The organism is Streptomyces sp. NPDC052301 (assembly GCF_044593395.1).
Taxonomy (GTDB): Bacteria; Actinomycetota; Actinomycetes; order Streptomycetales; family Streptomycetaceae; genus Streptomyces.
In genome coordinates, this window is record NZ_JBIUBE010000011.1 from 1 (window position 1) to 24,218 (window position 24,218).

Annotated in this window: 19 protein-coding genes; 9 read left to right on the forward strand and 10 right to left on the reverse strand. The window is 72.9% G+C overall.

Features of this window, described 5'->3' with window-relative positions; all coding sequences use genetic code 11:
* Positions 1-140: 140 nt before the first annotated feature.
* Positions 141-1,004 carry a PhzF family phenazine biosynthesis isomerase gene (locus ACIHEJ_RS27910; protein WP_400139536.1) on the reverse strand — a complete coding sequence of 288 codons (864 nt, stop codon included), beginning with the start codon at positions 1,002-1,004 and terminating at the stop codon, positions 141-143.
* A 91-nt stretch (positions 1,005-1,095) separates the two neighbouring features.
* Here ACIHEJ_RS27910 and ACIHEJ_RS27915 point away from each other — a divergent pair, with 91 nt between their 5' ends.
* A complete protein-coding gene (locus tag ACIHEJ_RS27915) occupies positions 1,096-1,998 on the forward strand; it encodes a LysR family transcriptional regulator (RefSeq protein ID WP_400139538.1) in 903 nt (300 codons plus the stop codon).
* A 55-nt stretch (positions 1,999-2,053) separates the two neighbouring features.
* Positions 2,054-2,593, forward strand: a complete 540-nt coding sequence (locus ACIHEJ_RS27920) for a hypothetical protein (RefSeq protein WP_400139540.1) — start codon at positions 2,054-2,056, stop codon at positions 2,591-2,593.
* Positions 2,594-2,716: 123 nt separating this feature from the next.
* Here the strand turns inward: ACIHEJ_RS27920 and ACIHEJ_RS27925 are convergent, their stop codons facing one another.
* Positions 2,717-7,564, reverse strand: coding sequence for a DNA repair ATPase (locus ACIHEJ_RS27925; RefSeq protein WP_400139542.1), 4,848 nt, complete (start codon positions 7,562-7,564; stop codon positions 2,717-2,719).
* Between the two features lie 139 nt (positions 7,565-7,703).
* On the reverse strand, positions 7,704-9,806 hold the full coding sequence (locus ACIHEJ_RS27930) for a flotillin family protein (RefSeq protein ID WP_400139544.1): 2,103 nt from the start codon (positions 9,804-9,806) through the stop codon (positions 7,704-7,706).
* Positions 9,807-10,103: 297 nt separating this feature from the next.
* Between ACIHEJ_RS27930 and ACIHEJ_RS27935 the strand changes: the two genes are divergently transcribed.
* From ACIHEJ_RS27935 to ACIHEJ_RS27945, 3 genes are all read left to right on the forward strand, one after another.
* Positions 10,104-11,111, forward strand: coding sequence for a PucR family transcriptional regulator (locus tag ACIHEJ_RS27935; protein ID WP_400139947.1), 1,008 nt, complete (start codon positions 10,104-10,106; stop codon positions 11,109-11,111).
* 166 nt (positions 11,112-11,277) lie between these two features.
* Positions 11,278-11,745 carry a hypothetical protein gene (locus ACIHEJ_RS27940; RefSeq protein ID WP_400139546.1) on the forward strand — a complete coding sequence of 156 codons (468 nt, stop codon included), beginning with the start codon at positions 11,278-11,280 and terminating at the stop codon, positions 11,743-11,745.
* Positions 11,742-12,116: a winged helix-turn-helix domain-containing protein gene (locus ACIHEJ_RS27945; RefSeq protein ID WP_400139548.1), complete on the forward strand. Its 375-nt coding sequence runs from the start codon at positions 11,742-11,744 to the stop codon at positions 12,114-12,116. Before ACIHEJ_RS27940 ends, ACIHEJ_RS27945 begins: the two co-directional genes overlap by 4 nt.
* 32 nt (positions 12,117-12,148) lie before the next feature.
* Here ACIHEJ_RS27945 and ACIHEJ_RS27950 read toward each other — a convergent pair whose 3' ends face one another.
* From ACIHEJ_RS27950 to ACIHEJ_RS27960, 3 genes are all read right to left on the reverse strand, one after another.
* A complete protein-coding gene (locus ACIHEJ_RS27950) occupies positions 12,149-13,096 on the reverse strand; it encodes an MIP/aquaporin family protein (protein WP_400139550.1) in 948 nt (315 codons plus the stop codon).
* A gap of 83 nt (positions 13,097-13,179) precedes the next feature.
* Complete coding sequence (locus ACIHEJ_RS27955; protein WP_400139552.1) at positions 13,180-13,854, reverse strand: SDR family NAD(P)-dependent oxidoreductase; 675 nt, start codon at positions 13,852-13,854, stop codon at positions 13,180-13,182.
* 62 nt (positions 13,855-13,916) lie between these two features.
* Positions 13,917-14,591, reverse strand: a complete 675-nt coding sequence (locus ACIHEJ_RS27960) for a DUF4328 domain-containing protein (protein ID WP_400139554.1) — start codon at positions 14,589-14,591, stop codon at positions 13,917-13,919.
* Positions 14,592-14,781: 190 nt separating this feature from the next.
* Between ACIHEJ_RS27960 and ctaD the strand changes: the two genes are divergently transcribed.
* A complete protein-coding gene (ctaD, locus tag ACIHEJ_RS27965) occupies positions 14,782-16,506 on the forward strand; it encodes a cytochrome c oxidase subunit I (RefSeq protein WP_400139556.1) in 1,725 nt (574 codons plus the stop codon).
* The gene (locus ACIHEJ_RS27970; RefSeq protein ID WP_400139558.1) at positions 16,503-16,844 is read left to right on the forward strand and encodes a cytochrome C oxidase subunit I; all 342 of its coding nucleotides are present in this window, start codon (positions 16,503-16,505) and stop codon (positions 16,842-16,844) included. Before ctaD ends, ACIHEJ_RS27970 begins: the two co-directional genes overlap by 4 nt.
* A gap of 19 nt (positions 16,845-16,863) precedes the next feature.
* Here ACIHEJ_RS27970 and ACIHEJ_RS27975 read toward each other — a convergent pair whose 3' ends face one another.
* Positions 16,864-17,538 (reverse strand): DUF6445 family protein, encoded by a 675-nt coding sequence (locus ACIHEJ_RS27975; RefSeq protein ID WP_400139560.1) that lies wholly within the window; start codon positions 17,536-17,538, stop codon positions 16,864-16,866.
* A gap of 272 nt (positions 17,539-17,810) precedes the next feature.
* Between ACIHEJ_RS27975 and ACIHEJ_RS27980 the strand changes: the two genes are divergently transcribed.
* Positions 17,811-18,533: a DUF4142 domain-containing protein gene (locus ACIHEJ_RS27980; protein ID WP_400139562.1), complete on the forward strand. Its 723-nt coding sequence runs from the start codon at positions 17,811-17,813 to the stop codon at positions 18,531-18,533.
* A gap of 24 nt (positions 18,534-18,557) precedes the next feature.
* Here the strand turns inward: ACIHEJ_RS27980 and ACIHEJ_RS27985 are convergent, their stop codons facing one another.
* The gene (locus ACIHEJ_RS27985) at positions 18,558-20,216 is read right to left on the reverse strand and encodes a glycoside hydrolase family 13 protein (protein ID WP_400139564.1); all 1,659 of its coding nucleotides are present in this window, start codon (positions 20,214-20,216) and stop codon (positions 18,558-18,560) included.
* Between the two features lie 354 nt (positions 20,217-20,570).
* On the opposite strand from ACIHEJ_RS27985, the gene ACIHEJ_RS27990 reads away from it, so the two are divergent.
* The gene (locus ACIHEJ_RS27990; RefSeq protein WP_400139566.1) at positions 20,571-21,815 is read left to right on the forward strand and encodes a S8 family serine peptidase; all 1,245 of its coding nucleotides are present in this window, start codon (positions 20,571-20,573) and stop codon (positions 21,813-21,815) included.
* 16 nt (positions 21,816-21,831) lie between these two features.
* Here the strand turns inward: ACIHEJ_RS27990 and ACIHEJ_RS27995 are convergent, their stop codons facing one another.
* Both ACIHEJ_RS27995 and thrS read right to left on the reverse strand, forming a co-directional pair.
* Complete coding sequence (locus ACIHEJ_RS27995; protein ID WP_400139568.1) at positions 21,832-22,797, reverse strand: nucleoside hydrolase; 966 nt, start codon at positions 22,795-22,797, stop codon at positions 21,832-21,834.
* Between the two features lie 45 nt (positions 22,798-22,842).
* Complete coding sequence (gene thrS / locus ACIHEJ_RS28000; RefSeq protein ID WP_400139570.1) at positions 22,843-24,069, reverse strand: threonine--tRNA ligase; 1,227 nt, start codon at positions 24,067-24,069, stop codon at positions 22,843-22,845.
* Between the last annotated feature and the right edge of the window lie 149 nt (positions 24,070-24,218).

Below are 24,218 nucleotides of genomic sequence, written 5' to 3' on the forward strand. Positions count from 1 at the left end.
CCGTACCGTTTGGTCAGCTGCCGTGCCTCGATCATGGGCGCTCTTCCTCTCGGACCCGGGCGCCCGTCGCGTCTGACGCCTCACCGGCCACGCTAGGGTCCGGTCCGCCCCGATTTCGCGGTACGGGCGCCTGAACGGGTTCACCCCGTGATCGGCACCGCATGCCCGCTGACCCGGACCCGGGCGTCGTGCGGGTCGACCTCGACGGTCAGGTCGCTCGGCCGCCCCATGTCCTCGCCCTGCCGGATGGTGAACGCGCCCGGTGCGGTCACCAGCCCGAGCGCCCGCAGGTATCCGCCGAACGCGGCGGCCGCCGCCCCGGTGGCCGGGTCCTCGACGACACCGCCGACGGGGAACGGATCGCGGGCGTGGAAGCGGTCGTCGCTCTCGCGCCGGACCAGGTGCACGGTCGTCCAGCCGTGCTCGCGCATCACTGCGGCGAGGGCCTCGAAGTCGTAGTCCAGGTCGGCCAGCCGGGCCCGGGAGCCGGCGGCGAGCACCAGGTGGTCGTTGCCGGCGAAGGCGACGTGCGGCGGCAGCGCCGGGTCGAGGTCGGCCCGCCGCCACCCCAGGGCGGCCAGCGTGGCGTCCACCTCGGCGTCATGGGCAGGGCGGGACCGGGTGGGGACGCTGGTGAGCGTGGCCCGCACCGCGCCCCGGCCGTCGGCGACGGTCGCCACCGCGATCTCACCTGCCGGCGTCTCGAAGACCAGGTCTCCGGGGCCGATGCGCTCGGCGAGCGCCACGGACGCGGCGACGGTGGCGTGCCCGCAGAAGGCGACTTCGGCGAGGGGGCTGAAGTAGCGGAGGGTGAACCGGCGCCGGTCCTCGTCCCGGGAGGTGACGAACGCGGTCTCGGAGTAGCCGACCTCGGCGGCGACGGCCAGCATCTGCCGCTCGTCGAGGCGGGTGGCGTCGAGGACGACACCGGCCGGGTTTCCGCCGTCGGGGCGCGAGGTGAACGCGGCGTAGCGCAGGACTTCGGTAGCGGTGGGAAGAGCCATGCCCTCATCGTCCCGCCCGAACGGCATCAATACCAACGATAGTTTTTCATACTGCCGATCGAGAATCTCGATGGCTCGCTAGGATTCGGTCATGGACACCCGGCTGCTGCAGACCTTCACCGCGCTCGCCCGGACGGGGAGCTTCACCGCTGCCGCCGCCGAGCTGCAGCTCGCGCAGTCCACGGTCACCGTGCAGATCAGAACCCTGGAGAAGGCGCTGGGCACCCGCCTCTTCGACCGGCTGGCCCGGGGTGCGCTGCTCACCGAGGCCGGGCACCGGCTGCTCGCCCTGGCCGAGGAGGTCCTGGAGGCCGAGTCACGGCTGTTCGCGGCGGCCGGCGAGGACGGCCCGGTCGCCGGGACGGTGGTGGTGGGCGCGGGCGAGACCCTGTGCGCCGCCCACCTGCCCGGCGTGATCGCCGCGCTGCGCGGACTGCACCCGGAGGTGGACGTCCACCTGGAGCCGTGCGGCACCGTCGGCGCCGTGGAGGGGCTGCGGGCGGGGCGGCTGGACCTCGCTCTGCTGCTGGAGGAACGGGTCGGCCACCCGGACATCACGGCCGAGCGCATCGCCGGCCAGCCCCTGGTCCTGCTGTGCGCCCCCGACCATCCCCTCGCCGCCCGCCGCCGGCCCGCGACCTGGCCGGAACTGGCCGAGGAGACTTTCTTCCTGCACGAACAGGGCTGCTCCTACAGCGACCGGCTCGCCGAACGTCTGCAGGCGGTGCCCGGCGCCCGGCCCCGGCTCACCCGCTTCGGCAGCATCGAGGCCACCCGCTCCTGCGTCACCGCGGGACTGGGCCTGACCGTCCTCCCGCACGCCAACGTGGCCGAATCCCTCACCACCGGCCGCCTGGCGGCCGTGTCCGGCCCCGCCCTCCCCGCCGTCTCCGTCCATCTGGCCCACCACAGCCGCCGCCGGCCGTCCCGGGCGGCACGGGCGGTCGGGGAGCAGGTCGTGCGGCACTTCCAGGGACCGGCCGACCACCCCTGACGGGCCACGACGGTGGTCCGCTACGCTGCGCCCGTCCGACACACGGGGGAGACACATGTTCGTCAAACGACTGCTCGTGACCGCGCTGACGGCGGTGGTCGTGGGAGGGCTCGGCGGATGTTCCGGCCACCGCGGCGACGACTCCGCCCCGGACCGGCCCTCCGCGAGCGTCGGTGGCGCCCCGGCCCCCTCCGCGACCCCCGAGACCGTCACCGGGCTCCGGGACGGCACACGGCACCTGTCCGAGCGGACCACCAGGGCCACCCGGCCGCGCACGGTCCGGAGGTGCACGACCGGGACACGGAGGGTCCGGCACACCTCGAGGAGCGGCTCGGGCTCCCACCGCACGACCCGCACCTGGTACACCACCGAACGCCACCAGGACTGCCACCGGGTGCGCAGCGGGACGGAGAGGTACACGAAGGTACTCCGGCCGGAGCGGTGGTGCGTGCGTCTGGACGATGTGGACGGGGACCGCAAGAAGGACGACGTCTGGTACCGCGTGACCCGCGCGGACTACGACACCACCCTGGCCGCCGACGATCACGCCCGTCTGGAGTTCGTCCCCCAGGGGCCGCAGGACACCGGCTGCTGAGCCCGCTCGCCCCGCCCCGGCGTCACGCTTCGGCCCGCCAGTCGTGGGTCCCGGCGGATCAGTACCGCCGTGTTCACGACGACGACCCGAAGGCCGCCGAGAGGGGGGCCAGGTGGTACACCATCACCGGTCCTCCCCGCCGGAACGGGCCCGGGTGATCGCCGACTCCACCGCCGCCACCCGGTCCGCGAGCAGGCCGAGGGCGGCCACCGCACGGGTCAGGGGGTCGTCGGCGGGGCCGCCGAGGGTGCGGGAGCGGACGTGCGCGGTCTTCAGCTCGGTCCAGCGGGCGGACTGTGCGGGGGTGAGCGTGGAGCTCAGTTCGGCGAGCTTCAGGAGATTGGCCTCGGCGCCCGTGGTGAGGGTCTGGGCCTCGGCCGTGTAGTGGTCACGGACGACGGCCTCGCGCTCGGTGTCGTTCATGACCGGTCGCAGCCGCTGGACGATCTTGTTCATGTCGCGGTACGAGCCCTGCAGCCGGAACGGCGGCTCGGTGCGGGCCTCCTCCGACTGGGCGGCGGAGGCGATGTAGGCCGCGTTGACGGTGAGGATCGTGTCGCGGACGACCAGGAGGTGACGCAACAGGGCGACGGCGCGGTCGAGTTCGGCGGGGTGCAGGGACTGGGTGAGCCGGTCGGGGTGGGCCGTGGGGTCGGCCGTGGCCAGCCGGACCAGCAGGTCCAGGTCGGCCCGGTCGCGGGCGGCGAGCGGGGCCAGCACCGGGTTGGCGGTGAGGGCGTTCTCCACGAAGCTGAGCGCGAAGACGTCCTCCTTGCCGGTGAGGACGTCGCCGAGGTTCCACACGTCCGCCCGGTTGGCGAGCATGTCGGGAATGCGGAAGCGCTCGCCGGACTCGGTGTAGGGGTTGCCGGCCATGCAGACCGCGAAGCGTTTGCCGCGCAGGTCGTAGGTGCGCGGCTCGCCGTCCCACACGCCGTCCACGCGCCGGGTGGTGTCGCACAGCGGGATGAACTTCTGCAGCAGCTCCGGTGAGGTGTGCTGGATGTCGTCCAGGTACAGCAGGGTGTTGTTGCCGGCCGCCAGCGCGAAGTTGATCTTCTCGATCTCGCGGCGGGCGGTGGCGTTCGGGGCGTCGGCCGGGTCCAGCGAGGTGACGGTGTGGCCGAGCGCCGGCCCGCTGACCTTGACCAGCATCAGGCCCAGCCGGTCGGCGACGTACTCCATGAGGGTCGTCTTGCCGTAGCCCGGCGGGGAGACCAGCAGGAGCAGGCCGCCGGTGTCCGTCCGCTTCCCCTCGCCGGTGGTGCCGAGCTGACGGGCCAGGCTCGCGCCGACCAGCGGCAGGTACACCTCGTCCACGAGCCGGTTGCGGACGAACGCCGGCATCACCCGGGGGCGGTGGTCGTCCAGCCGGAGCCGCTCGCGTTCGGCGGACACCAGGGCGGTACGCCGGCGCTGGTAGGCGCGGAACGCGGGCACCTCCTCGGCCGCGAACCGGGCCGTGCGGGCGAGGAACTCGTCCAGGCGCAGGGTGAGCCGGCCGCCGGTCAGGCGCGGGTGCGTGCCCAGCAGGCCCTCCGCGGTCGCGGTCAGCGGGGCGTCGCCTTCGTAGCGGGGCAGGGCCGGGCAGAGTTCGGCGGCCACCGCCTCGGCCAGCTCACCGGGACCGGCCTCGGTGCCGGTGGCCTCGGCGAAGGAGCCGAGCCAGGCCTCGACGACCTGCCGGCGGGCCGCCAGGTCGGTCAGCGCGTCGAGCTCGTCGCCGTAACGCGCCGCGGTGTGGCGGAACTTCTCCAGCACAGTGCGCGCACCGGCCCCGAGCACGAATCCCTCGGGGCCGGCGGTCAGCTCCTCGAAGAGGTACGCGGCGGCGGCCCCGGCCCGCGGGGCGGCCTCGCCGTGCCACCGCCCGATCGCCTCCGCCAGCTCCGCCACCAGCTCGGCGAGCGCGGCCGACGGGCCGAAGGCGTCCCGGGCCCGGGCCAGGGAGACCGCCCGGCGCGTCCAGGCCGTGCGGGCCGTGTCCGTGGTGCCGTGGGCCCAGAACAGCTGGGCGGCGGCGCGGGCGGCGGGCTCGTGCCGCAGCGGGCCGGCGCCGTCGTACAGGGGCAGCAGGGCGGTGAGGATCGCGGTCGCGTCGTGGTCGTGGACGCCCCGCTCGTACCCCTCGTCGTACGACTCCTGCGCCGCCCGGCGGACCAGGCCGGGCAGGTCGGCGGCGGCGAGGGCGGCCGGGCCGTGCTCGGCGAGCAGACGGGCGGCGAGGTGCTCGGCGCGGTAGACCTCCGGCGACTCGGAGGGCAGGTGGCGGTCCCAGTAGGGGCGGTACGCGGCGAAGGCAGGGTCGGTGACCGGGGCGCGGTAGTCGGTGCCGGTCACGGCGAAGGCCAGGCCGTCACCGTGCGGGACGAGGGTGAGGTCGAGCGGCTGGGCGTTGACGGCGAACCGGTGGCCGCCGAGGAGCAGGGTGCGGCCGTCGTCGGCGTACAGGTCGGTGCGGTCGCGCAGGGCACGGGCCGCCTCCTGGCGGGCGGCCTTGAGCCGGCCGTCGAGTTCCTCGGCGCGCACGCTGTCCCCGAGGGCGCGCAGCTCGTCGGCGGTGCGGCGGACCTTGGCGACCAGCGGGTCGGAGGCGAAGTACGCGGCGACCGCGTCGGTGTCGGCGAGGCCGGCCGCACGGCGGGCGACCGTCTCCAGCAGCCGTCCGGCCGAGACGGCGAGCTGCTCGGCGCGGCGGGCGCGGGCGTCGGTGAGGGACTGCTTGCGGGCGGCGAAGGCCTCGTAGATCTCGGTGCGTCTGCCGGCCAGCTCGGTGAGGAAGTCGTCGAACTCGGCGAACCGGCCGTCGAGGTCCTCCAACCGGGCCATCACGGACGCGAGTCGGTCGTCGCACTCCTCGGGTGTGCCGGAGGAGGCGAGCGCGGCGGTGACGGCCTGGGCGAGCAGGGCCGTCTCGGCGGCGAACTCGGCGCGGCCCTCGTGGTCCCGCAGGTCCCGGCGGCGGGCGTCGAGGGTGGCACGGGCCCGGTTGACGCCGGCCAGCACATCGGCGATCCGCTCCAGTACGGCCGTACGGACGGTGGCGTCGGCGATGTCGAGTCCGGTGACGACCTCGGTGACCGTGCGCAGCCCGTCGGCGAGGTCGTCGAGGCGGGCGGTGACCGGCGCGGCGGCGGCCACCGTGGCGATGTCCCCGGCCGCCGCGACGAGCCCCTCGACCTCGTCCCGCTGGGCGGCGAAGGCGTCCTCGCGGGCGAGGAAGGCCACCGCGCGCCGCCCGAACCCGGCGAGGTCGTCCTCGGTGGCGGCGGCCAGCTCGTCCACCCGGGCGGTGTCGGCGTACCGCAGCTCCCTCAGGGTGAGCAGGTGGCCGTGCGCACGCCTCAGCTCGGTCAGTCCGCGCACCCAGGCGGCGGCCTCCCGCGGGGCCTCGCCGCGCAGCCGGCGCACCACGGAGGCGATCCGCTCGGCGGCCTCCTCCAGCGCCTCGGCGGCCTGCCGGGTCAGCTCCCGTACCGTCTCGAACTCGCCCAGCACCTGCTCGGCGGTCTCCCGCACCGCCGCCAACGGCAGCAGCAGCTCCCCGAGTTCGGGGTCGGCGAGCCAGTGGTGGGTGTCGGCGGCCCGCACACAAGCGGCGGTCAGCGCCCGGTACCCCTCGCCGGTCTCGATCCCGTCCGTCACCAGCCGGGCGACGGACAGACAGTCGGCGAGCCCGCGCACCAGGTCCGCGTTGCCGACCCGGGCGAGCGGGCCGGTGCCGGTGCGCAGGGCGGCGGCGTGGGTGTCGGAGACGTACGGCGAGGTCCACCACTGGAGCGGATGCGTGTGCGCGGGCTCCTCCCCCTCGGCGCGCAGCACGGCCAGGGCGCCGTCGTCGAACAGGGCCCAGCCCCGGCAGGGCAGCGGGGTCGCGACCTCCTTGCGGAGGGTGTTGTACGACAGCAGCAGCGTCCGCCCCTCGGCGCGGGAGCGGAACGCGTACAGCACGTCCTCCCCGTTCGGCGCCCGCACCTCCCGCTCGAACTCCAGCCCCAGCACGTCGAGTTCGTACGTCTTGTACGCGCCCGTGGCCAGGCAGCAACCGCCCGGGAAGATCACCCCCTGCTCCTCGGGCAGCCGGCGGCAGGCCTGCCCGATCCCGTCGAGCCGGACCACCGTCCGGGTGAGGGCGTTGAACACCAGGTACCGGTCGGCGTCCTCCTTGTACGGCCGCACCCGCAGCAGGACCAGCGGGCCCACGCGGGCGTGCGCGACCGCCGCGTCCGCGAGCGACTGCAGCGGCTCCTGCACGGGCTCGGCGTACAGCTCCTCCCCGCCGGAACCGCCGGACCCGCCGGAGCCGTCCGTGGCGCGCACGGTGAGGGTGCCGCCGACGGTCGACACCCCGAGACCGCCGGGGACGGCGACGTACGGCGCACGGCCCAGCACGTGGTCCTCGCGGCTGGTCTCCGTCCAGGTCAGGTCCTGGGCCGGCGGGAAGGCGTCGTCACGGTCCCCGCGGGCGTCGAGGAACGTCACCCGGCCGTCGTCGGCGACGCTCCACCGCAGGGCGCGCACGTCGTCGGCCTTCTCGCCGGTGCGGAACACCGCCAGCAGCCGGCCCTCGACCCGGCGCAGCCGCAGCAGGCTCGCTCCGCGGTAGTAACGGTGCAGCGCGGTGAACTCCCGCACGAACACGGGGTCGTCCAGCAGACCGGGTACGGCGTCCTCGGCCAGCCGCTCGCCGTCACGGCCGTACAGCGCGAGCACGTCCGTGGCTCCACCGGTCACGCCGAAGAGGAGCGCGTCCCCTACGGCCACGATGTCGCTCGGCACGCACGCGTGCTCGGTGTGGAGGCGAGCGGTGCGCGCGAGGTCCAGCCGCGCCGAGCCGAACTCCTCGGCCCGGCGCGCATTGAGGTCCTCGGCCCGCCGGGCGAGCTCGGCGGCATGCCCGGCGAGCCGGTCGCGCAGCACCTCGTAGGTACCGGCGTCGACGCTTGCCTGCGGCGCCTCAGCGGTGGCCATGGCGTGTGCTTCCCTTCGTGGGCTGTGCGGCTACGAGCTCGGGGCTGCGCGTCGTATGCCGAGTGCGGTCGGTGGTGGGCGGGTCGCGCAGTTCCCCGCGCCCCTCGGGGCGCTTGCCGACAGCGCCCCGACCCCCGCCTCAGCTCACCGTGCCGCTTCCGTTCAGTGCTGTCACCGGTGTGTCCGACAGGCCCAGTTCGCTCACCCGGTCGAGGAGTTTCTGGAGCTGACCCGCCTGCGGGCCGCCGTTCTTGATCTGCTTCGCCAGCAGCGCCGACACCGTCAGGTTCCGCACGTCCGCCGACCCGAGTGAGCCGAGGATGCGGGTGACGTCCTCCGTGAAGCTGCCCGAGCCGTCCAGCCAGGGCCCCGCGAGCGACTGGGCCGTACGGGAGTGGTCCACGAACCCGTCCACGCCCTTGCCGAGCGACACCGCGGAGACCAGGCGGTCGAAGAAGACGGACTCGCCGCCGACGATGTCGATGTCGGCGTGCTCCAGACCGGTCGCGAGGACCGTCGCCTGCGCCTCGGCGACCTGCCGCTGCGTCTCCAGGCCGGCCAGCCGGATCTCCTTCTCCGCCTGCAGCCGCAGCCGGTACTCCTCGTGCCCGCGGGAGGCCTCGTCCAGCGCGGCCATCGCCGCTGCCTTCTCGGTCAGGCCCTCCGCCTCGGCCTTCAGCTTCTCGCCGATGCCCGTCGCCTCCGCGAGGGCCTTGGCCTTCGCGCCCTCGGCGTCGGCCAGCAGCTTCGCCCGCGCACCCTCGGCCTCGGCGAGTGCCTTCGCCTGGGTGCCCTCCGCCTCGGCGCGCAGCCGTGCCTCGGTGGCCTCCGCCTCGGCGCGGCCGGCCTTCACGGTGACCTCGGCCTCCTTGTCGCGGACCTGCGCGGCGGCCAGGCCCTCGGCGGCGGCCTCGGCCTGGATGCCCTCGGCGAGCCGCAGCTTGGCCCGGGCGTCGAGGTCGGCGGTCTTCACCCGGGCCTCGGCGAGGGTGAGTTCCTCGGCGGCGCGGTGCGTGGCCGCCTGTTCGGCGGCCTCGGCGGCCTTGATGTCCTTGACCAGTTTCTCCTGCGCCTCCGCCTCGGCGGCGATGACGAGCGCCTGCCGCTCGCGCTCCGCCTCCTCGACCACACGCAGCTTCTTGATGGACTCCTCCTGCTCGGCGACCGTACGGTCCACCGCCACCCGCTCCCGGATGACCTCGGCGATCTCCCGCTTCTCCGCCTCGACCTCCTTCTCGGCGGCGATCTTCGTCAGCTGGGTCTCCCGTTCCCGGGCGATGACCTCCAGCAGGCGGTCCTTCTCGATGCGCTCGTTCTCGACGGCGATGACCCGCTCGCGGTTCTTCGCGGCGACGGCGATCTCCCGGGCCTGGTTCTCCCGCTGGACCCCCAACTGCTCCTCGGTGCGCAGGAAGGCGCCCTGCGCGCGCAGCCGCTCCTCCTCCACCACCCGGGCGGTCTCGGCCTCCTCGCGGGCGCGGGAGGTCTCGATCTCCCGCTTCTGCTTGATCTCGGCGTCCGCCTGCCGGCGCTCCAGCTCCAGGATGGCCTCGCGGGCGTCGACATCCTGGCGGGTGATCTCCTTCTGCTCGTTGCGCCTGGCCTCGTTGGTGCGCACGTGCTCGATCGCCGTCAGCTCGGTGATCTTGCGGATGCCCTCGGCGTCGAGGACGTTGGCCGGGTCCATCTGGGAGAGCGGGGTCTGCTCCAGGTAGTCGATCGCCGCGTCCTCGAGGTGGTAGCCGTTGAGGTCGACACCGATCAACTCGATGATGTGGTAGCGGAGTTCCTCGCGCTTGGTGTAGAGGTCGGTGAAGTCCATCTGCTTGCCGACGGTCTTCAGCGCCTCGGAGAACTTCGCGTGGAACAGCTCCTGGAGCGTGTCCTGGTGGCTGGCGCGCTCGGTTCCGACGGACTGGGCGACCTTGATGACGTCCGGGACGGTCTTGTTGACCTTCACGAAGAACAGGATCCGGATGTCGGCGCGGATGTTGTCCCGGCAGATCAGGCCGTCCCGCCCGGAGCGGCTGATCTCGATGGTCTTCACCGAGATGTCCATGACCTCGGCCCGGTGCAGGATCGGCAGCACGACCTGCCCGGTGAAGGACACGTCGACCCTGCGCGTCTTCGACACGATCAGGGCCTGGCTCTGGTCCACCTTGCGGTAGAGCCGGGAGAAGGCGACCAGTACGAGCAGCACGACGACGAGACAGACGGCGGCGAGCACGCCGAGGGCTTCCATGGCACACGTCCTTGCGTCAGACGATGAAGTCGGAGCCCCCCGTGGTTCCGGTGCCGTGCGTCGTCCGGTGCCCGGCACCGGAAGCCATCCGTTGTGCTCCCCAGCGGAAGATGGTGCGGGAGGGGCGCACCCCGGCGCATTGCCGGTCTCCGGCAGCGTTCACTACTGTCTGAGTGCCGGAAAGCCGTCAAGAAGGCGTCACCGGGGCGTCAAGGACGCGGGGGCACGGGGGACACGGGGGCAGGGGTGACGGAGTACGGGATATCCGAGCGTTTCCTGGACGGCTTCGCGCGGACGATGACCGAGGTCGCGGCCACCGGCCGGCGGCTGAGCCGGGAGGAGCTGAGGGTCCGCCGCGCCCTGGGAGAACAGGCCGCCGAGGCCGGGCACGGGCTGCGCGCCCTGGTCGTCGCCCACCTCGCCGCCGCCCGCGCCGCCTGGCCCGACACCCGCGGCTCGGCCGGCAGCGCGCTGGCCGCCGTCGAGCAGGCGGTCGACGCGTTCGCCGAGGGGTACGAGCGTGCCCAGCGGCTCGCCGTGCGCCGGGAGGAGGCCGCGCGCCGGGAGTTCATCGACGACCTGCTCCACGGCCGCAGCGGCCTCGGCCGGCTCGCCGAGCGCGCCGACCGGTTCGGGCTGCGCCTGTCCCGGGCGCACGCGGTGGCGGTCGCCGAGGGCCCGGCCGCGTACGCCGAGGGCGGCTCGGTCGCCCGCCGGGTGGAGGCCGCCGTCGTCGCCCGGTTCGACTCCCGAAGCTTCCTGATCACCACCAAGAACGGCCGGCTGCTGTGCGTGGCACCGGGCGACGAGGACGAGATCCTCACCCACTTCGCCCAGCAGGCGTACGCGGCCACGGACGGCGTCCGGGTCGTCATCGGGCGGCCGCAGCCCGGACCCGGCGGGGTGGTGCAGTCGTACGAGGAGGCCCTCACCGCGCTGGAGATGGCGGCCCGTCTCGGCCTCAGCGAGCCGGTGCTGCGCGCCGCCGACCTGCTGGTCTACCCGGTCCTCGCCCGGGACCGGCAGGCGATGGCCGACCTGGTCCAGCACACCCTGGGCCCGCTGGCCTCGGCCCGGGGCGGCGCCGGGCCGCTGCTGGACACGCTGACCGCGTACTTCGACTCCGGCTGCGTTGCCGCCGAGGCCGCGCGCCGGCTCTCGCTCAGCGTGCGCGCGCTCACCTACCGCCTGGAGCGCATCCACAAGCTCACCGACGCCAACCCGGCCGACCCGGCGGACCGCTACATGCTCCAGACGGCGGTGATCGGCGCCCGCCTGCTGGGCTGGCCCGACCGCCCGCTGTGAGAGGCGCGTCCACCGTCGCGACCGGTCCGCGCGCATGGCGGGAAGTACTTGAATTTATGGAAAGTAGTGTCCATGATGACGGTACGACCGAGGCCGGTACGGCCGGGGGCGGGCCGACCATCCGCCCCCGTACCGGCGCATGCCGAAGCACACCGGAGGCCGGCACATGGACAGCACGGGGGAACCGATGGACGCCCAGCAGGCACGGCACGCACTCGCCGCCGCGCGCGCCGCTCAGTGCGCGGCGCGGAAGGCGAGCGACGACCGGAACAGGCCCCGGGGCTACGCCATCGGCCAGGGCCTGACGTTCGCGTTCGGCTTCATCGCCCTGGGAATCGCCGACCGGGAGCCGCGGTGGGGGGTCTGGCTGGTGCTCGCCGGGGTGCTGAGCCTGACCGCGTTCCTGGTGCTGATCTGGCTCGGCGCGCACCACGGCGGGGTGGCACGCTGGTTCAGCCGGGACCGTGCGACCGGCCGGCCCACCTGGTACGCCTGGGTGGTGCCCTTCCTCCCGGTCGCGGTCGGCCTGCTGGCCGCGATCCCCTACGGCACGACGGGCTGGCTCGTCGCCTTCGGCACGGCCGCCGGGGCGGAGTACCTGCTGCGCGCGACCCGGCAGGGCCGCACCGCATGACCGGTCCGACGGACGGCGCGCCGCCCCCGCCCCTGGACCGGGAGCTGCTCCACGCCACCCGGCTGTCCCTCGCCGCGTACCTCTCCGCCTGCGGCGAGGCGGAGTTCGGTGTCCTGCGGGACTACTGCCAGGTCTCCGACTCCACGCTCAGCAAGACGCTGACCGCCCTGGAGAAGGCCGGGTACGTCAGCATCCGCAAGGGCTACCTGGGCAAGCGCCCGCGCACCTGGGCCGGCCTCACCCTCAGCGGCCGCCGGGCACTCGCACGGCACCTGGCGGCACTGGAGGACATCGCGGCGACGGCCCGCCGGGCCGCGGCCATGGGCACCGACACCGGCACGGACGACACGCCGGGCGGGTCCTGCACCTGACGGTCCCCCACCGATCGTCCGCACCCGGCCGGCTACTCCTCGTCGGTGGTGCGCACCGGCGTCGCCCGCCCCGGTTCGGGCAGCTCGGCCATCTCCGCGCGGACCAGCAGGACATCACCGATGAAGAGGTCGTACACGACGATCCCGATCACGCCGCCGACCAGCGGTCCGACGATCGGGATCCACCAGTAGCCGCTGTACACGCCGGCCACGCTGCCCGGGAACGCCAGACTGCCCCAGCCCTCCGCATAGGTGAGCAGGCGCGGCCCGAAGTCACGGGCCGGGTTGATGGCGTAGCCCGCGTTGGCGCCGTAGGACATGCCGATGGCGGCGACCACGAAGCCCACGATCAGCGGCGCGAGGTTGGCCCTCACGGCCTGGTTGCGCACGTCGAGTACGGCGGCGATCAGCATGAGCAGGAACGCCGTACCGACGATCTGGTCGATCAGCGGTCCCCAGATGCCGCCGTGGAAGTACGCCGCCGGGAAGGTCGCGAAGATGGAGAAGGTGGCGTTCGTGTGCCCGTTGACCTTCGGTGCCGCCGCCACCTGGTCGTAGGCGTTGATCGCGTCGTGGTACACGAGGTACACCAGTGCCGCGCCGGTGAGCGCGCCGACGACCTGCGAGAACCAGTACGGCAGGACCTTGGCCCAGGAGAATCCGCGGCGCACCGCCATGGCCAGTGTCACCGCCGGGTTCAGGTGGGCACCGCTGACGCCGCCGCCGACGTAGACGCCGAAGACCACGGCGAAGGCCCAGCCCCAGGTGATCAGCAGCCAGTCCCCGGCCGCGAGGAAGATCGTGGTGGGGGTGGCGGCACGGCCCGAACCGGGCAGCGCCGCGACCGCCATCGCGACCACACCGCAGCCGAAGGAGATGAGCACGAACGTCCCGAGGAACTCGGCGAGACACTCGCCCAGCAGCCCTCCCCGGCTTCTGAGCCGGGACGGCCTGATGATCGCAGGAATTTCGACAGCCATGAAGGCCCCCTTGAAGAGAGCAATGCGGCCAACATCACCATATTGGCTTACAAAGCCCTCCCCCGCAGGTTGACGGTGCCTCGTCAGCTGTCGAGGTCGTCGGCGAAGTGCCGGAACCCGTGCCGCTCCCGGTGCATGTTCCACAGCAACTGCGCGAGGACGCGCGGGTCCTTGCGCGCGTGCCCGGCAGTGATCGACCCCGGGATGACGAGCTGCCCGACATGGATGCCCTCGCCCGCCAGCCGCTCGTGCAGCAGATGCCCGTAGGCGGTCTCGGCGGCGAACGCGATGGAGGTCCCGGCCCGCTCCGGCCGCGGCACGACGGCGGTTCCGCCGTTGACGAAGAGGATCGTCCCGCGGCCGAGCCGGCGCATCCCCGGCAGCACCTGCTGCACGGCGGCGACCGGCCCGTACACGGAGAACTCGATGGGACCGACCAGCTCACGGTGTCCGGTCTCCAGCACCGGCCGCATGAAGTCGCGGTGCGGTACGGGGCTGTACTGCAGCACTTCGACGGTCCCGAGCGCCCGCCCGGCCTCGTCCAGGGCGTGCGCCAGCTCCTCCGGGCGCCGTACGTCGGCGGCGAACCCCCGGACGGTGATCCCGGTCTCGCCCAGCTCCCGGACCAGCGCGTCGAGCCGCTCCCGGTCCCGCGCGACCAGGGCGATCCCGAACCCCTCGCGCCCGAACCGCCGCGCGACGGCGGCCCCGAGCCCGGGCCCGGCTCCCACGATGGCCATGCTGCTCACGACGACCATACGTACCGCATGGGCCGCCGCGCGGGGCCGCGACACCCCGCGCGCCCGGCACAGTCAGGGGGCTACGCCGCCGCGGTACTCCCCACGGACGCGGCGACGGCCTCCGGCCCGTCGGCCCGCATCCGCTCCAGCTGCACCCGGGTGACGACCCGTACGGCGATCGCCCCGGCGACGGCGGCCCCGACGACGGCGGCATCGGACGCGAGCAGCGGCCACACCTCGTGGTAGGCGCGGGCGATGAGCTGGTCGGGGTCGTCGCGGTACACCAGCCCCACCCCGCTGACCATCCCGACCAGCCACAGCCCCCACCACACGTTCACGGAGACGGGCAGCTTCCGCCCGGGCGCGGTGTTGCGGAACGCGTCGACGAGGATTCCCCGCGGGAACCACAGGTTGACCAGCGGGACGATCCAGCCGAAATACACCCAGACTCCCGCGTACTTCGGCGGCCGCCGCGACAGGGCGATGGCGTTGTCCCGCACGCGCCACAGCCAGGACATGAAGAAGACGGCGCACACGAGCGCGGCCAGGCCGCCGATGTCGGTGACGACGTGGTACGAGTTCTCCAGCGCGTCCAGCGGCCGGTGCACCCCTTCCCCCTGGTCCGGCGGCCCCGCGTCCGGCTCCCCGGCCAGCGCCAGCCGCACCTCCCACACGGCCCGCAGGACCCAGGCGAGCCCGGCGAGCGACAGTCCCCCGACAGCGAGCTGCCCGGCCGTCCGGACGGGTCGGTACACGGAGGCAGGGGCAGCAGGCGGATGTATCTGTTCGGTCACCGGCTCATCTTGCGCCATCCGTGTGCATCCGTCACGCGAACGGCCGCGCGTCGGGCGCTCACGGTGTCAAGTCCGCCCACGGGCCGCCAGGATGGCGGGTAGCCGACGCCATGGCGTGCGCGGACCGCGAGCATCAGGAGACGGACCACTTGTGAGCATCGTCAACGAACCCCAGGGTGCCGCGGCAGCAGAGGACTCCTACGAGAACGAGCTGCCGGTCAGGCGCAGCCAGCCCGGCAACGTCGTGGTGAAGTGGCTGACGACCACCGACCACAAGACGATCGGCACGCTCTATCTGGCGACGTCGTTCGCGTTCTTCCTGGTCGGTGGCCTGATGGCGCTCATCATGCGGGCCGAGCTGGCCCGGCCGGGCCTGCAGATCATCTCCAAGGAGCAGTACAACCAGCTGTTCACGATGCACGGCACGATCATGCTGCTGATGTTCGCGACGCCGCTGTTCGCCGGCTTCACCAACTGGATCATGCCGTTGCAGATCGGCGCGCCCGACGTGGCGTTCCCGCGGCTGAACATGTTCGCCTACTGGCTCTACCTGTTCGGCTCGCTCATCGCGGTGGGCGGCTTCCTCACCCCGGACGGCTCGGCCGACTTCGGCTGGTTCGCCTACGCCCCCCTGCACAGCGAGTTCTACTCGCCCGGCCTCGGCTCGAACATGTGGTTCATGGGTCTGGCCTTCTCCGGCTTCGGCACCATCCTCGGCGCGGTCAACTTCATCACCACGATCATCTGCATGCGCGCCCCGGGCATGACGATGTTCCGCATGCCGATCTTCGTGTGGAACGTGCTGCTGACCGCCGTGCTGGTCCTGCTCGCCTTCCCCGTCCTGGCCGCCGCGCTCTTCGCCGCGATGGCGGACCGCGTGTTCGGGGCCCAGGTGTTCAACTCGGCCAACGGCGGCGCACTGCTCTGGCAGCACCTCTTCTGGTTCTTCGGCCATCCGGAGGTGTACATCATCGCGCTGCCGTTCTTCGGCATCATCTCCGAGGTCATCCCGGTCTTCTCGCGCAAGCCGATGTTCGGCTACATGGGCCTGATCGCCGCGACCATCTCCATCGCGGGGCTGTCGATCACTGTGTGGGCCCACCACATGTACGTCACCGGCGGTGTGCTGCTGCCGTTCTTCGCCTTCATGACCTTCCTGATCGCGGTGCCGACCGGGGTGAAGTTCTTCAACTGGATCGGCACCATGTGGAAGGGCTCGCTGTCCTTCGAGACGCCGATGCTCTGGGCGGTCGGCTTCCTGATCACCTTCCTCTTCGGCGGTCTGACCGGTGTCATCCTGGCCTCGCCGCCGATGGACTTCCACGTGTCCGACTCCTACTTTGTGGTCGCGCACTTCCACTACGTGGTCTTCGGCACCGTCGTCTTCGCGATGTTCTCCGGCTTCCACTACTGGTGGCCGAAGTTCACGGGCAAGATGCTGGACGAGCGCCTCGGCAAGATCACGTTCTGGACGCTGTTCGTCGGCTTCCACGGCACCTTCCTCGTGCAGCACTGGCTGGGCGCCGAGGGCATGCCGCGCCGGTACGCCGACTACCTGGCGGCCGACGGCTTCACCGCCCTGAACACGGTCTCGACGATCAGCTCCTTCCTGCTCGGCCTGTCGATGCTGCCGTTCCTCTACAACATGTGGAAGACGGCCAGGTACGGCAAGCCGGTCGGCGTGGACGACCCGTGGGGCTACGGCCGGTCGCTGGAGTGGGCGACCTCGTGCCCGCCGCCCCGGCACAACTTCGTCACCCTGCCCCGCATCCGCAGCGAGTCCCCGGCGTTCGACCTGCACCACCCCGACATCGCGATGCTGGAGTACGAGGCCCACACCGCCACCCCGGCGCCGACCGACCGGGGTCACGGGTGAGCGGACTGCGCCGGCGGGGAGCCGCCGGCGACCTCGGCAACCAGGTGGAGGGCTATCTGCTCTGGCAGGCCAGGGTCGCGGAGGCCGAGCAGCGCGCACGCGAGTTCGCCGGGCCCCTGGAGTGGCTGACGACAGGGCAGCGCGAGGAGATCGAGCGCCGCTACGTGGCCGACCACCTGCACCGGGCCCGGGCGGACCTCGAACGCATCGCGGCCCGCTGCGTCTCCCTGCGGGCGGAGTACGAACACCGCTACCGCGAGTTGAAGGGCCGCTGTGTGGCGGTGACCCTGGCGGTGTGCGCCGTCCTCATGACGGCGGCGTTGCTGCTGGTGCTGTGACGGCTCCGACCGTCCGGACTCAGGCCATCCAGAAGAAGACCGCCGTCATGCGCTTCTCCTCCAGTTCCTTGCCGCAGTAACCCGTCGCGCTGTGCACGAGGTTGGCGTTGTAGAGGAGGAGGCGGTTGTACTTGTGCGGGACCCGGACGTCCTCCTCGAAGTGGTCGCCCGGCACGAAGCGCGTACCGAGGGCCTCGACGAGGTTGTTGTGCGGGGCCTGGACGATGTTGCCGCCGAGCCGGCCGCCGGGCAGTGACTGGCGGTAGAAGGCGGTGCCGCAGTCCTTGGGGGCGCTCGGGTTGAGGTAGAGGACGGCCGCGTACCGGCACAGGGCGCGGGAGTCGGTGTGCGGGCGGGGCTCGCTCTCGCCCTCGCCGACCACCTGGACGCAGTTGTGGTTGAGGGTGCCGCCGCCGGGCGTCTGCTGCACCCACAGGTCCTCCGCCCCGGTCGCCTTCTTCACCAGCCGCTCTACGCGGGCCAGTTCGGACGGTTCGAGACCGGGCATGGCGCGCAGGCCGGGCCAGGTCTCGGAGGTGTACGGGTAGCCCTTCACCCAGTCGTCCTTGGCCAGGCACCGCTCCCGCACGGCGTCCACGTCGGGCAGGACGTCGTCCAGCACCCAGTAGTCGCGGCCCTTGGTGGGCTTGCGGTAGGGGAGGACGGGCAGAGCGGCGGGCATCCGGGGGTGCATGGGGCGAATCTAGGCCTGCGTGCGCCGTCGCTTCTCCCGAGGAATGGTCAACGTTTCGGCAACCGTTTGTCATGCACACCAGGCGCGACTCGTTCTGCTGCCCTGAGCCGGAAGCAGGTTGGTCAGTTTTTTGCCCGGCGGGCCGAGACGGATCGCGTTCCCGTCCGTACTGCTGTGCGTCAAGACCGCCTCGTGGCGGGATCCACGACCGGGCAGGAGGCACGGTGCGCTTTTCGCGGAACGCGACGGGAACTCTCTTCGTGGGCGGTGCGATGGCTCTGACCCTCGGTGCTCTCGCCTACCCGAGCATGCTCGGTCTGAACCAGGTCTCCAGCGCGCAGGACCGCATCATCGCCAACACGCAGTGGGGACCGCTCACCGAGCAGGACCGGGACTTCGTGGTGAAGGTGCGCGCGGCCGGCCTGTGGGAGTACCCGGTGGGGCAGATCGGGCTGCAGAAGGGCACCACCAAGGGCGTGATCACCGCCAGCCAGCACCTGGTCGACGGGCACGCCGCGCTGGACACCAGCTGCCGCAAGATCGCGCCCATGCTGAACATCACCCTGCCCGACCTGCCGAGCCCCCAGCAGCAGGGCTTCGTGAGCCAGTTGAAGGCGGACAGCGGCAAGAAGTTCGACAGCGACTTCGCCAACATCCTGCGGATGACGCACGGCTCCATCTTCAACACGATCGCGAAGATCCGGTCGACCACCAAGAACTCGCTGGTGCGGGCCCTCGCCGACCAGGCCAACGACACTGTCCTCGACCACATGACGGTGATGGAGAAGACCGGTCTGGTCGACTTCGACCAGACCCTCTTCCAGCAGACGACCCCGCCGAAGCTGCCCAGCTCCGACCTGACCCCGCCCCCCCCCGCCGCCGGTCAGCCGGAAGTGGTACTGACGCCGCCGCCGACCGCCACGTCCACCCCGCTGGACCTCAGCGGCCTCCCCGGGGGCGGCAGCGCGCCCACTCCCAGCCCGGCCGTGGGCTAGGGGGTTTCGTCCGGACGAAGCCCCCTAGGCCACCCAGACCGTGGTGTCCGGTGGGAGTGCCGCCGTGCCGTCCAGCGGGGTGCTGGCCAGCAGTACCTCGCCCGGCGGCAGCGGTACCGGCTCGGCGGTGAGGTTGGTGACGCAGCGCCAGACGTCGGAGCGGGCGAAGTCCAGGACCCCGGCGGGCGCGTCCGGCGTCCAGGTCAGCGCCTCGCCCTCCAGCAGCTTGCGGCGCAGGCGCAGGGCGGTGCGGTACAGCTCCAGGGTCGAGCCCTCCGCGCCGGTCAGCGCCTCGACCGCGTACGACGCGAACGTCGGCGGCTGCGGCAGCCAGGCGGCGCCGGGCCCGAAGCCGTACGACGGTCCGCTCGCCGTCCACGGCAGCGGCACCCGGCAGCCGTCGCGGCCCTTGCGGACATGGCCGGTCTGCTCCCAGATCGGGTCCTGGAGGACCTCGGTGGGCAGGTCGGCGACCTCGGGCAGACCGAGCTCCTCGCCCTGGTAGAGGTACGCCGATCCCGGCAGCGCCAGCATCAGCAGGGTGGCGGCCCGGGCCCGGCGCAGACCGGCGTCCGTGTCGATCGCGGGCGCCCGGCCGCCGGACAGCAGCCAGGCCGCCGGGTCGGTGCCGGGCGGCAGCATCAGACGGGACGCGTGCCGGACGACGTCGTGGTTGGACAGCACCCAGGTGGCCGAGGCTCCGGCGGCATGGGCGGTGGCCAGGGAGTCGGTGATGACCTGGCGGAGTTCCTCCGCGTCCCAGCCGGTCTCCAGGTACTCGAAGTTGAAGGCCTGGCCGAGTTCGTCGGCGCGGGCGTACAGGGCGCGGCGGGCGCCGGGGACCCAGGCCTCTGCGACGGCGGTGCGCGGGGGGCTGTAGGCGTCGAAGATCTTGCGCCAGTCGCGGTAGATCTCGTGCACCTCGTCCCGGTCCCAGTAGGGATGACTGCCCGCCGGGACCAGCGGCAGGGCCTGTTCGCCGGTGGCGCCGATGCCGCCGACGTCCCGCAGCGGCTCCGTGAGGTCCTTGGCCAGGCCGTGGGCGACGTCGACGCGGAAGCCGTCCACGCCCCGGTCGGACCAGAAGCGCAGGGTGGTGCGGAAGTCGGCGCGGACCTCGTCGTTGTCCCAGTTGAGGTCGGGCTGTTCGGGGGCGAAGAGGTGGAGGTACCAGGCACCGTCGGGCGTCCGGTGCCAGGCGCTGCCGCCGAAGACGGACTGCCAGTCGGTGGGCGGGAGTTCACCGCTGGCACCGCGGCCCGGGCGGAAGACGTAGCGGTCTCGGGCCGGTGAGCCGGGGCCGGCCCGCAGGGCCTCCTGGAACCAGGGGTGCAGGTGGGAGGTGTGGTTCGGCACGATGTCGACGACGACCTTCAGGCCGAGCCGGTGGGCCTCGGCGACCATCGCATCGAAGTCGTCCAGGGTGCCGAGCCGGGGGTCGACGTCCCGGTGGTCGGCGACGTCGTAGCCGCCGTCGGCCAGCTCCGAGGGGTAGAAGGGGCTCAGCCACACGGCGTCGACGCCCAGCGCGGCCAGGTGGTTCAGGCGCTGCGTGAGGCCCTTCAGGTCGCCGAGGCCGTCACCGTCGGCGTCGGCGAAGCTGCGCGGGTACACCTGGTAGATGACGGCCTGACGCCACCAGTCGGGGTTCCTGGAGGAGAGGTCCGGCGTGAGGTCTGCCATGCGGGCTCCGTTCGGGCGGATGCGGCGGTCGGACGACACCAGAGAACCTGTCCACATGGCCCGGAAGGGGAACCTTCGGCCGGTGCGGCGGGGAGCCGGCCGCGGCCGACCGACGGCCGAGTCCCGAGGTTCGTTGTGCTGCACGGGTGGATTCGCTGAGCCGTCCGACGGGCGGTCAGGCCGGGCTCCGGCCGGTGCGGTGTTCCCGTGCCGACACTTGGCCCGCACGGCGGATGCCGTGCCGGGTCTCGCGGACCGGCGCTGGCGCCGGGACGGGTGAGGCCGTGGACGCGAGGGTCGGGCAGCGGCGTCTGCCATGGAGAAGGGCACACCGTCCGGCCCCGAAGGAGTGTCATGCAGGGTGTCCGCCCGATCAGGTCGCTGCTGGCCGCAGCCCTCGTGCTGGTGGGCCTGGCCGCGGCTCCGGCTGCCGCCGGGGCGCACGGCTCGCCCCCTGGAGGCCGTCACCAGCCGACCGCCGTCCGCGTCTGCCCCCAGCCGGCCGATCCCCTGGTGGCGGCCTGTACGGCCATGCTGCGCACCGACCTGCCGCCCATGGCGTCCGTACCGCCGAACGCGAGACCGCCCGGCCTCAGCCCCCAGGACCTGCGCCGCGCCTACAAGCTGAACGGCCGGCGGGGGCAGGGCCGAACGGTGGCGATCACCATCGCGCACCACCACCCCAACCTGGAGAGCGACCTGGCCGTCTACCGGCGCCAGTTCGGGCTCCCGCCCTGCACGAAGGCCCGCGGCTGCCTGCGTGTGATCAACCAGCGCGGCGGCAGCACCCTGCCGACCACCGTCGTTCCGGAATGGTCGTTCGAGGAATCCATCGACGTGGACATGGTGAGCGCCGCCTGCGCGGACTGCCGCATCCTGGTCGTCGAGAACGACAGCGCCTTCGCCGCCGACATGTTCGCCGGGGTCGACCAAGCCGTCGCACAGGGCGCGAAGTTCATCTCCAACAGCTGGCTCTTCCCCGAAGCCCCGTTCGAGCCCGCCTTCGACTTCCACTTCAGCAACCACCCCGGCGTGGCCTTCACCTTCGCCTCAGGCGACCACGGGGGCATGACGCAGTATCCGGCCGCGTCCCCCTACGTCACCGCGGTGGGCGGTACCACGCTGATCCCCCTGCACACACCGCGCGGCTTCGGGGAGAGGGCCTGGAGCGGCACCGGATGCGGATGCTCCGCCTTCGAACCCAAGCCCTCCTTCCAGCACGACACCATCTGCCCGCACAACCGCACCATCGCCGACGTCTCGGCCGTCGCCGACCCCGCCACCGGCGTCGCGGTGTACGACACGGCCCCCACCCCCGGCGGCGGCACCGGCTGGTTCGTGGCGGGCGGCACCAGCGTGGCCGCTCCACTGGTGGCCGGCGCGTACGCCCTGGCCGGCAATCCCGCGCCGGGCACCTTCCCCAACTCCTACCCCTACGCCCACCCGCAGGACTTCTTCGACATCACCGTCGGCCAGGCGGGCTCGTTCCCCGCGCTCCCCGGCTACGACGCCCCGACCGGCGTCGGCACGCCCGACGGGGTCGCCGGACTGCGCGCCCCCGTGAACGCGTGGCACGGCGCCGTTCACGCGGGGGCCTGAGCGGTCAGGGCGCCGGCTACCGCTCCACCGTCTCCAGGTACAGCTTCACGTAGCGGTCCACGTCGACCTCCAACGCCACGTCCACGAGGACCTGTTCGCGCAGGCCCTCGTGGATCTCCGACTCACCCGGGCGGGGGCGGCGGTCGACGAGCGTCTGGCCGCGGGTCGGGCCGGGAGCCAGGGAGACCTCGACCGGGAGGCGGCGGGTGGTGATGCCCTGCGGGTCGGCGACCGCGCACACCGCGCCCGCGTCGCCGAGCCCGCCCGCCTCCTCCGCCTGCGGTTCCCCGCCCTGGGTGGTCGGCCGGTGGGCGAGCAGATCGCCGGCCAGCCGGGTGCCGGGGTCACTGCTCGTGCGCAGCCGGTGGACGTCCGGCGCGTCCACCACCACCTGCAGGAAGACGTCCAGGCCGTACATCGTGATCGGCACCCCGGCCGTGAGCAGGATCGCCGCGGCCTCGGGGTCGTGCCAGACGTTGAACTCGGCGACCGGCGTGGCGTTCCCGGCGGCGACCGCCCCGCCCATGAAGACGATCCGCTCGATGTTGCGGGTGACCTCCGGGTGGGTGCGCAGCAGGAGGGCGATGTTCGTCAGCGGTGCGGTGGGGATCAGCGTCACCGGGTGCGGGGAGGCCAGGATCTCGCGGCGCAGCAGGGCCACGGCGTCCAGCGGGGCCGGGGTGCGGGCCGGTGCGGGCAGGCCCAGGTCGCCCATGCCGTCGGCGCCGTGCACGTGCCGGGCCGGGCGCGCCGGTTCGATCAGCGGGCGCTCGGCGCCGCGCCCCACCGGGATGTCGGGGGCGCCCGCCTGCTCCAGCACGGTGAGGGTGTTGCGGACCACGCCGTCGACGTCCGTGTTCCCGGCCACGCAGGTCACCGCCCGCAGGTCGAGCCCCGGGTGGCGCAGGGCGAACAGCAGGGCCAGGGCGTCGTCGACACCGGTGTCGCAGTCGATGATCACGGGGATGGGCTGACCGGTCACAGCGGACTCCTTCGTCGTACCTGGCCCTCTGCTCAGCACACTAGATCAGTCCCACAGCGCGGTGCCGCGTGCCGCCACCCGTCCGGAGATCCGGTGCAGCAGGTCCGGTACGGGGAGGGCGCCGGGCCTGCGGCCGTCCCGCAGGCGTACGGCGGCCAGGCCTGCGCCGGCCTCACGGGCGCCGATCACCGCCTGGTACGGCACCAGGCGCGCCGCCCGGATCCTGGCCCCCAGGGTGCCCTGGCCGGGATCGGCGAGCTCGGCGCGCAGGCCGGCCGCGACGGCCTCGCGGACCAGCGCCGACGCCTGCTCCAGCTGCTCCTCGCCGACCGGCAGCACCACCAGCTGGACGGGGGCCAGCCAGGCCGGGAAGGCACCGCCGTGCGCCTCGATCAGGTGGGCGACGGCCCGCTCGACGCTGCCGATGATGCTGCGGTGCACCATCACGGGCCGGTGCCTGGCGCCGTCGCCGCCGATGTAATGCAGGTCGAAGCGGGCGGGCTGGTGGAAGTCGATCTGCACGGTGGACAGGGTGGACTCGCGGCCGGCGGGGTCGGCGATCTGCACGTCGATCTTCGGGCCGTAGAAGGCGGCCTCGCCCGCCGCCTCCTCGTACGCCACCCCGGCCTCGGCGAGGACCTCCCGCAGCAGCGCGGTCGCCCGCCGCCACAGCTCCGGGTCGGCGACGTACTTGCCGCCCTCCCCGGGCAGGGACAGCCGGTGGCGTACGGCCCGGATGCCGAGGTCGGCGTAGGCACGGGCGATCAGCTCCAGCGCGGCACGGGCCTCCTGAACGGCCTGGTCGAGGGTGCAGAAGATGTGGGCGTCGTTGAGCTGGATGGCCCGGACGCGGGTCAGGCCGCCGAGCACGCCGGACAGCTCCGCGCGGTGCATGGGGCCCAGTTCGGCGAGGCGCAGCGGCAGTTCGCGGTAGCTGTGCGAGCGGGAGCGGTAGATCAGGGCGTGGTGGGGGCAGAGGCTGGGACGCAGCACGACCTCCTCCGCGCCGAGCTTCATGGGCGGGTACATGTCGTCGCTGTAGTGGTCCCAGTGCCCGGAGATCTCGTACAGCTCGCGTTTGCCGAGCGCGGGTGAGTACACGTGCCGGTAGCCGGCCCGGCGTTCGGCCTCCCGGACGTACTCCTCCAGGGCGTGCCGGACGGCCGCGCCGTCGGGCAGCCAGTACGGCAGGCCGGCGCCGATCAGCGGGTCGGTGTCGAACAGGTCCAGTTCGCGGCCGAGGCGGCGGTGGTCGGGCAGCTGGTCGTTCATCGCGTTCCTCCGCGGTGCGGGGGCGAGGAACCGGGGTGCGGATGCTGGGAACGCCGAAGCCCCGGGGCGCTCGCCCCGGGGCTTCGATGCTGGTCAGGTGTCAGCGCGCCGGGACGGTCTCCGGCGTCGTCGTGCTCGACGGGCACTGC